This is a genomic window from Kitasatospora sp. NPDC093558 (genome assembly GCF_040683475.1).
Lineage (GTDB): Bacteria > Actinomycetota > Actinomycetes > Streptomycetales > Streptomycetaceae > Kitasatospora.
On the sequence record NZ_JBFBDY010000995.1, the window covers coordinates 1 to 1,795 of the forward strand.

The 1,795-nt window shown below is 67.9% G+C and carries 2 protein-coding genes; both read right to left on the reverse strand.

The window, feature by feature from the left end; all coding sequences use genetic code 11:
* Positions 1 to 81: 81 nt before the first annotated feature.
* Positions 82 to 474: a hypothetical protein gene (locus AB0O00_RS37755; protein WP_363659214.1), complete on the reverse strand. Its 393-nt coding sequence runs from the start codon at positions 472 to 474 to the stop codon at positions 82 to 84.
* A complete protein-coding gene (locus tag AB0O00_RS37760; protein ID WP_363659215.1) occupies positions 471 to 761 on the reverse strand; it encodes a hypothetical protein in 291 nt (96 codons plus the stop codon). The genes AB0O00_RS37755 and AB0O00_RS37760 overlap by 4 nt, the downstream gene beginning before the upstream one ends.
* Between the last annotated feature and the right edge of the window lie 1,034 nt (positions 762 to 1,795).

A 1,795-nucleotide genomic window follows, 5' to 3' on the forward strand; every position in this document is an offset into this window, starting at 1 on the left:
GCCGGGCGGCTCCTGCGGCTCGGCTTCGTGCGGCAGGACGGGCAGGACCTCCCCGGCGAGCTCCCCCAACGCCAGCGTCGCCTACGGCTCCAGGCGGGGGTCGTCGATGTCGACAGTCGAGATCCCCGGCGGATACAGCCCCGGACGGGCCGTCAGGATCAGGTGCTGCAGCGGGCGCACCGGCGTGGGCAGGCTCGTCGCGATCGCGTGAGCCACATCCGGACCGCCGTACCCGTCGCGGACCATGGTTGCCACCAGCACGGCGGTGGTCGCGTCCAGGGGCTCGAACTCGAGCGCGGGCAGCGCCATGACCGCGTGCGCGGCACCCTCGTCCTTGATCTCGGCCTCGACCAGGCACAGCACCGGAACCAGAAGATGCTGGAACGGGCTGTGCAGAGCGGAGTCCACGATCCGGTGCAGGCGCGGGTGACCGGCGGCCAGCGCGGACAGGGCGCTGGAATCCAGAATGATCACGCGCTGCGCCTCGGGGCGACCTTGGCACGGGCGTCGGCCGCGGCGATGTCGTAGACCCGCTGCAGCAGGTCGGGGCCCTCGTCCAGCTCCGCGTCGGTCAGCGTCATCCCGAAGTGTTCCCGCAGCAGGCGGCGGCCTTCGGCAACGCGCTCCGCGATCTGCTCCGCGGTGGGCTGCTGCTCCACCAGCAGGGCCACCTGGGCGCCGATCGTGGTGCCGCGGGCCGCCGCGAGGGCGGCCAGCCGGTCACGCGTATCAGGGGAGACCTTGATCGTCGCATCAGCCATACCGCGATCGTACACCGCCGGTACACCAGCGGTGTACCGATCTTTCCGCTCTTCCCGCGCAGTGCGGCCGACTGCAGGTCTTCGGGAAACGGCCCGGCCCGCACCCCGTCCCTGCGCCCGCGGCCACGGGCTGGCGCGCGGGCGCCGTTGCGGGTAATCCGGAAAGGTGTTCCGAATTCGGCCGGCGACTTCGCCCCGGCGACTGGCTGTCACCGGTGCGAAGTCCTGGCTACCTGTCCCGCCCGAGGCGGCCGGTACATTTCCTAGCTGATTTTCGTGCACTCCGTCTCATCCAGTTGAAATTTGCCATTGCTTACGAGTACAGTTCCATGCTGTGCATCGGACCAGGTGACAGACGGGTGATTGCCGGCGCCGCCTACCGTAGGGCCGCTCGCGGCCGATACGTGAATGCACTTTCCGGAGCGGGTACCGGGGGATTTCTCACCACCGCCGTCCGTAGCGGCGGTGGTGAGACCCGTGGTGGCACCTGTCACGGCGGCCGTGAGGATCAGGACCAGCATCTTCGTGTGGTGCTTTTTCATGTCTCGCCTTCCGTGGGGCTGCTCTGACCCAGGGTGAGGTCATGAGATGTCTCCTTCTGCTACTGCGAGACACGTCCTGGCGGACAGTGCTAGGCGAGCCCGGCGGGCTCGCCTCTCGCATATCGAAATCTTCGACCACGGGCGCCATCCGGAATGGATGACGCTCGCAGAGGAGAGCGTATCCCACAAAGCGGTTCCGGGGAAGGAATTCCTCCCCCCACTCGCAAAGAAATTACCGCCCGTGAGCGGCCGCCGTCCTGCGCGTTATTTGATCCGGATATTCTCCATGCCTGAAATATTCATGAGATCCATTGGGGAACGGTAAAGCTTACGGCAGTCCGGGCGGCCCCCGCAGGAAGTTCTCCTCGACGGCGGACCGGCCTGCGGCCGGGTTGGCCACGCTGGCACCGTTCCCGGCGTCCCAGATCGCGGTCCCGACGCTACCGCAGCCACCGGATCGCGCCCAATCCGAAGGGCGCGAGCGCGCAACGT